This window comes from Arthrobacter sp. H41 (assembly GCF_000520535.1).
Classification (GTDB): Bacteria; Actinomycetota; Actinomycetes; order Actinomycetales; family Micrococcaceae; genus Arthrobacter_D.
Genome location: NZ_AZRZ01000436.1, coordinates 1 through 6751, shown reverse-complemented (window position 1 = coordinate 6751; position 6751 = coordinate 1). Strand labels below are relative to the sequence as shown.

The following is a 6751-nucleotide window of genomic DNA, read 5'->3' as shown; positions in this document are numbered from 1 at the left end:
GGGGGTCGCCGTCATTCCGGGATCGACGGGGCCGGCGGGAGGGAGGGTGGTTTCCTGCCGGCTGGGGAGCTGGGTGGTCATTGTGCGGGTCCGATCTCTTACCCGGAAACATCCCTGGTTTCCTTGTTGCTCGTTGCCTCGTTTGCAACGCTTTCCTCCAGTATGAACGCGGGGTACGATTAGTAAAAGTGGCCTTTATCCACCAGTCATCTTTACTTCTGCTAATGAATTGGACCCCTGCATGCTCGACGTCCGGAAGCTGCGGCTCCTGCGGGAACTGAAGATCCGTGGAACCCTTGCCGAGGTGGCCGCGGCCCTGCGCTACAGTCCCTCATCGGTCTCCCAGCAGCTGGCACTGCTCGAGAAGGAAGTGGGGGTGGAATTGCTGCGCAAAAGCGGCCGGCGGGTGCTGTTGACGCCGCAGGCCGAAGTGCTCGTGACCCACACCGCCGCTCTCCTCGAGACCCTCGACCGCGCGGAGGCGGATCTAGCAGCCTCCCAGACCAGGGTGGCGGGGACGGTGAGGATCGCGGTCTTCCAATCGGCGGCGCTGGCCCTCATGCCGGACGCCCTGACCATGATGACGCGCGAATTTCCCGACGTGCGGGTGGAGATGGTGCAGCGTGAGCCGGAGACGGCGCTGTATGAAACCTTCGCCCGCGACTTCGACCTCGTCATTGCCGAACAGTATCCGGGGCATGCGGCGCCACGGCATGCAGAGCTCGACCACCTCCCGCTCACCACCGATGCCATCCGCCTGGCGGTTCCGCCGGCCGGGCTGGACGGCGGAGGAATCCGGAGCGTGGTCGACGCCGCAGGGTCGGCCTGGGTGATGGAGCCGCGTGGTGCTGCCTCACGGCACTGGGCCGAGCAGGCCTGCAGGCTCGCCGGGTTCGAGCCGGACGTACGCTACGAGACGGCCGACCTGCAGGCACAGATCCGCCTGATCGAGTCAGGCAATGCCGTAGGCCTCATGCCGGATCTCATGTGGACCGGCAGGGAGACCACGGTGCAGCTGTTCGACCTTCCGGAGAATCCGCGCCGGTCCATCTTCACGTCTGCGAGGAAGGCCAGTGCGGAGCGGCCGGCGCTGCGAACCTGCCGCGCGGTGCTCGCCCGGGCAGCCGCCGTCGTCGCCGTCTGACGTGCCCGCTTGACGTGCCCCTCGATTGGGGCCGAGCAATAAAGCGGCAGTCCTGCGCGTTGCACAGGTAGCTGCGGAGTCATGGTTTTCGGCGTCCGTGGTGATCCCCGATTAAGGTAGACAGATGCCCACTCAGTTAGATCCGGTCTCAGTCCCCGCCACTGTGGAGCGCGTCGCTGAGACGATGCTGCCCACCAAGTACGGACTGTTCCGGCTGGTCGGCTACCGTGACGCCGAGAATGTCGAGCATGTTGCGCTGGTGCGGGGTTTCGAGGGGGAGCCTTCGCACGCGTCCTTGCGTGGCGTCACCCAGTCGGGAGCGCCTCTGGTGCGCGTCCACTCCGAATGCCTCACGGGCGATGCCCTTGGTTCCTACCGGTGTGACTGCGGCGAGCAGCTCGACGCCGCCCTGCATGCCATCAGCGAAGAAGGCCACGGCGTGCTGGTCTACGTGCGGGGCCATGAGGGACGCGGTATCGGGCTCCTCGCCAAGCTCAAGGCCTATGCGCTGCAGGACGCCGGTGTGGACACCGTGGATGCGAACACCTCGCTGGGGCTGCCGGTCGATTCACGCAACTACAACCAGGCTGCGGACATTCTGCAGGACCTGGGCATCTCACGGATCCGTCTCCTGTCCGCCAATCCCGCCAAGCAGGAGGCGCTCGAAGAGCTCGGCATCACTGTTGTCGAGCGACGCGGCCTCGCCGTTCCCGAGCGTGCGGAGAACGCGGCCTACCTCGCGACCAAGCGCGCACGCATGCGTCACGATCGGCCGGCGGCCGACGACGTGTGGCAGCAGCTGCTCGCAGGCGCCGCCCACCCGGTGGCCGGCGGCGTCGACGACGAGGACCTCGTGCACCGCTACGGGTTCATCTCGGCCACCGAGGGTTCGCTGGTGCTTGCCCACCTGCGGCAGAGCCTTGACGGGTTCATCGCTTCAAGGTCGGGTGATGACAGCTTCCCTGGAGCGGGGGAGGACCACGGCCATCTTGACCGGCTGCGCGCCCTCGTGGACGCCGTCGTTGTGGGGGTTGGTACCGTCCTCGCCGACGACTGCTCACTCACTCTCCAGTCGGTCCGCGGGCCGAACCCGGCGCGCGTGGTCCTCGACCCGAACGGCTCGATGCCCGTTACTGCCCGGGTGCTGACGGACGGCACAGCTCCAACTGTGTGGATGGTCGGCGAAGATGCCGTGGTGCCGGATGACCTAGGCAGTTCGGTGTGTGTGGTGCGCGTGAGGAAGGGCGGGTTCGAGCCGGCAGCAGTGCTGGAGGTTCTGCGGGACATGGGTTTCGCGAAAGTTCTGGTGGAGGGCGGCGGCAAAACCGTCTCGCGCTTTCTGTCCTGCGGTTGCCTGGACCGGCTGTACCTGACGACGGCTCCGGTGCTCGTTGGCGACGGCGTGCCGGGCATCCGCTTCACCGGAGCGGAAGCGCTTGCCGATGCGCGGACAGCTCCGGTCCGCCGCTTCCTGCTTGGCCAGGATGTCTGTACCGAGTTCAATTTCGGGGCGTCGGGCTGACGTCATGCACGTCGTCCTGATTGGGTCAGCCCTTCGTTCCGGCGGCCCTATTCCGGGTCGGAAACCCGCGAGCTCTTCTTTTGCAGGCGGTCGATGTGCTCGGAGGCCTCGGCCTTGTTGATGTCAGCCGGAATTTCCTCGCCTGCTTCGCGTGCAAGGGTATCGAGGTAGCTGCGCTGAGCCGCAGTCATGGGCTCGTCGCCGGTGACCCAGTCCTCGGGATCGCGGTTGATGCCGCTGTTGGGCTCAGGGTTCGGGCTGCCAAGTGTGTCTGCCATGTCGGTTCCCATCAGTCGTCGTGCGGTTGAACCATCAGTGTACTTACTTTCTGCTTCCGGGTTGGCCGAGTTTATTGCATCGGGCATCTCGTGCCGTTTCCACACCTGCCGGTCCTTTCGGCGCGCGGTTGGTGCTGCAGGTGCTTCCGCAGCCAGCTCACTGAATGAGCGGCAAGCTTCAGCCTTCCCCCTGAATAGCGCGCGCCCCCGCGGCAGCGGTTGGCCACCGCTGCCCAGCTGCAGATGCCGCGTTCAAGCACCCAGAGCGGCGCCCACAGGGCAGAACTGGGAGGGAAGACGGCGCCGCCGTCGTTCCTGCGCCTCCCTGTTTCGGCCATTACGACGACGGCGAGAGTTCCCGAGAGCAGCCACCCGGGCTTTCGTGCCGCGGCAAGAATGAGCGGGAGGATCGAGAGTTCGACGGCGAGGCGCCCCGGCTGGGCGAAACTGTCATAGGCCTGTCGGATCCGTTGGCCGAGGAAGTGCCTTGTGCTCGGTGGGACCCTGGCGACGAAGAGGTTGTCGGCCCGAATTTCCCGGCCACCCAGCGCCTGAACGGTGCGAATGAGCTCGAGATTTTCGAACAGGGCGTCGGTGCTATAGCCGTTTGAAACGGTGAGCACTGATCCTCGAAGGGCGAGAGTGCCTGGGTAGTCGGAGCCGAAAGCGCGGTTGAGCAGGGTTCTCGGGGTGTCCCAGCGGGCGTGCCAGGGCAGCGCCGTGAAGTAGTTCTGGGGACGGACGAGGTCGGCGTGGTCGAGCAGCGTCACGATTCGTTCGAGTTCACGGGGTCCGTAGCGAACGTCGTCGTCGGCGATGACGATGCGTTCGTGCCGTGCCTCTGCGATGCCTGTGAGGGCGCCCAAAGTCTTACCGTTGCTGGTGCTGGTGCTGGTGCTGGTGCTGGTGCTGGTGCTGGTGCTGGTCGCTGTCCCGCGGCCACGGCTGGACTCAGGGGCGCTGGGCCGCAAATGGCGTACCCGCTGCGGTAGGCGGCGCCGGTGCTCCTCGAAAAGCCCCTGGTCCGATCCGTCGACCACTGTGATGTCCAACCAGTCGGGCAGCGACTGCAGGTAAACCGTAAGCTCGTCGATAGGCCCGCTGTCCGCCCACTTCAAGGGAAGGACGTACTCCGCTGATAGCTCCACTCGGTGTGCCTCCTGGTTGCGCGAATGCAGTGCATTCCGTCCTTCCTCGGTCCCACCCGTATCGCAGTTCCCGGGCGGCACATGTGTCTTCCGAAGTGCGCGTTTGCCTTGTGGATAACACTGCCCCTTTCAGCGTTCTGCACTTAGTGTAAGGAATGCGTTGTAGGCATTCGCCGCACCACCTACGGGGGACACCAGTGCTTCGAGCGAGTTTTGTTGCAAGGATTCGACTACCGATCGCAGCTACTTCGGTGGCTGGGGTGCTGTTCCTCACCGGGTGTCAGGCTGCCGATCCCGGGGTGGGATCCGTACCAAGTCCAACGACCGCGCAGGCCGAAACACCTCCGCCGACCGCTGCAGTCTCCACCGCTCCTGCGGTGCCTGAGCCGACGCCGGCTTCGTCGGATGGGCCCGCTGCTAACCTGCCGGTGCCTGTGAAGCCTCCCTTGGCAGATGAGAATACGAAGGAGGGTCTGGAAGCCTTCACCCGGTACTGGTTCGAGCTCTTCAACTACGGGTATGCAACAAACGATTGGACGGCCTTCGACGCGGAAACTGACCCGGGATGTCGAACTTGCGCGAGCATTCGATCTGCAGTGGGAGAGGTCTACTCGGACGGCCGCTGGATAGGGGGAGCAGAATTTTCTGTCGTCGGCTTTACTTCACCGTTTGAAATGAACACATCGGGCTCCATAAGTTCATTCGTTGAGACTGAACAAGGCGCCGTTACATATTTTGATGCAGATGGAAGCGAGCTCAGTACGGACATCGCGTCCGAAGGGACAGTTGAAGTTGTGATTGCTCTCTTTGATGAAGGATCTTGGCTGATGCTGGACTACGGTCAGCCGGAAGGCACATAGTGAGCGGCCGTCCGTATCTCCCAACCAGATTCCACGGAATGGCCATCCTCGCCGCGCTCATGCTTATGGCGCTTTTCGAGGGTCCTCCGTCATACGCTGAGGCAAAATCGAACTACGATGTGCTGGCGAGGGACAACTCCTTTGACGCGGTTGGGGTGCAGAAAACGGAAAGGAAAGGTTCGGACAAGTCAGCCGCAGTTCCTGGACTTGACGTATCACCTATTGTCGCGCTCCCCGCCCTCGATGACGGCTTTTCGCTCATCTACGAACGCGCATGTACGAGCAATGTCGGTGAAAGCCTTGATCCAGCTACATGCACCCTGCTCAACGCCAGGTGCTCAACCGAGGAAGACGGGGTGCTGGTCAATTGGATCGAGGTCAACAATAACGTTGCCCCACCGACACAAACTCCCACTGGCCGTTCCTCGTGCATTTATCCAGGTCAGGAGCCGGAACCGCCTGTCGAGGGAGAACCCGCCGAAGCTCCTATCATCATCAGCATTGACGAGTTCCAGAGCCAGCCGATAGTTCAGTCCTTGGTGATCTCCCAGCCGCAGAACTTCGGACTGAAGAATGCCCATTCAAATGTTTATGCGCAGGCCCAGGAGCAGGAATTCGCCTTCGAATTCCGGGACGCGCAAATCAACCTCCGCGCATGGCCCGTGTCCTACGAGTGGAACTACGGAGACGGTTCCACTGTTGTGACTACGGACTCCGGAGGACCTGTCGCTGGAAACGGGTTCGACACCCAGACCCTGACGAGTCACCAGTACCTGGACACCGGGGACTACACAGTCTCACTCACGACCTACTTCGCCGGCGACTACTCCGTGAATGGAGGGCCGTTCCAACCCGTAGCCGGCCAGGCGAGTGTTGCTTCCGCCCCGCACGTCATGAGTATCTGGCGTACCGAGGGCCACAACGTTTCCCAGAATTGCTTCGAGAATCCGGCCGGAATCGGTTGTCAGGCGCCGGTTGGCAGGTAGCGTCGCGCTTTCCAGGACTTACCAGCGATCACGAGGACTTTCCAGGCTTCCTCGGGCTGGGAGGGTCAGGTTAGGCGGCTCTTCACGGTTCGTGGGGAAGCGGGCTCGTGTCGTAGATAGCAAGGGGGACTGCTGAAGGTTTGGTTGACTCCTGACCTGTGAGGATTGACCTTGCGGGTGGAAGGATGTTCATCATGCCCAAAGCCTTTCCCGAAGAGTTCCGCCGTGACGTTGTCGCGGTTGCCCGAAAGGGCGAAGCACCCCTGACCACGATCGCCAAGGACTTCGGGGTCTCCCCGGCAGCCCTGCACCGTTGGCTGAAGAAAGCCGATGAGGAAGACGATCCCAAAGCCAGAGCCGCGAAGGAGGAATCCACCGAACTGCGGGACGCCAGAAAGCGCATCAAGCTTCTCGAACAGGAAGCCGAAGTGATGCGCCGGGCCGTCGCGTACCTCTCCAGGGACGTCAACCCAAAATGATGTACCCGCTGGTCCTTGACCTTGCTGCTGACGGAATTGCCGTCACGGTGACCTGCCGGGTATTGAACTTCTCCAAACAGGCCTTCTACAAATGGAAGACCAACCCCGTGTCAAACCGGGACTGGGAGGAAGCGCACCTGATCAACGCGGCCATCGATGTCCACGCCGATGATCCGGCGTTCGGGTACCGGTTCATCGCCGATGAACTCAACGCCGTCGCCACCCATGTGGCCAGTGAGCGGCGCATCTGGCGCCTGTGCTCGACCAACGGCATCCTCTCCGTCATCCACCGCAAACGGATCGGTGGGCGCCAGCCAGGCCCCCCGGTCCACGA

General features: G+C 63.1%; 6 protein-coding genes and 1 pseudogene. 5 read left to right on the top strand and 2 right to left on the bottom strand.

Annotated elements, in window-relative coordinates:
* Positions 1 to 241 precede the first annotated feature (241 nt).
* Complete coding sequence (locus Y705_RS0100970; protein WP_026531518.1) at positions 242 to 1144, top strand: LysR family transcriptional regulator; 903 nt, start codon at positions 242 to 244, stop codon at positions 1142 to 1144.
* Between the two features lie 124 nt (positions 1145 to 1268).
* Positions 1269 to 2666 carry a GTP cyclohydrolase II gene (gene ribA / locus Y705_RS16340; protein WP_049822063.1) on the top strand — a complete coding sequence of 466 codons (1398 nt, stop codon included), beginning with the start codon at positions 1269 to 1271 and terminating at the stop codon, positions 2664 to 2666.
* A gap of 47 nt (positions 2667 to 2713) precedes the next feature.
* Here ribA and Y705_RS0100960 read toward each other — a convergent pair whose 3' ends face one another.
* A complete protein-coding gene (locus Y705_RS0100960; RefSeq protein WP_253908427.1) occupies positions 2714 to 2944 on the bottom strand; it encodes a DUF3072 domain-containing protein in 231 nt (76 codons plus the stop codon).
* A 71-nt stretch (positions 2945 to 3015) separates the two neighbouring features.
* Positions 3016 to 4092 (bottom strand): glycosyltransferase family 2 protein, encoded by a 1077-nt coding sequence (locus Y705_RS16335; RefSeq protein WP_049822064.1) that lies wholly within the window; start codon positions 4090 to 4092, stop codon positions 3016 to 3018.
* A gap of 155 nt (positions 4093 to 4247) precedes the next feature.
* On the opposite strand from Y705_RS16335, the gene Y705_RS23350 reads away from it, so the two are divergent.
* The 3 genes and pseudogenes from Y705_RS23350 to Y705_RS22850 form a co-directional block, all read left to right on the top strand.
* Positions 4248 to 4952 (top strand): DUF6318 family protein, encoded by a 705-nt coding sequence (locus Y705_RS23350; protein WP_275450785.1) that lies wholly within the window; start codon positions 4248 to 4250, stop codon positions 4950 to 4952.
* A gap of 38 nt (positions 4953 to 4990) precedes the next feature.
* Entirely contained in the window at positions 4991 to 5938 is a 948-nt protein-coding gene (locus Y705_RS16330; RefSeq protein ID WP_049822062.1) for a PKD domain-containing protein, read from the top strand.
* A gap of 194 nt (positions 5939 to 6132) precedes the next feature.
* Positions 6133 to 6751, top strand: a pseudogene (locus Y705_RS22850) (transposase); the annotation flags it as partial.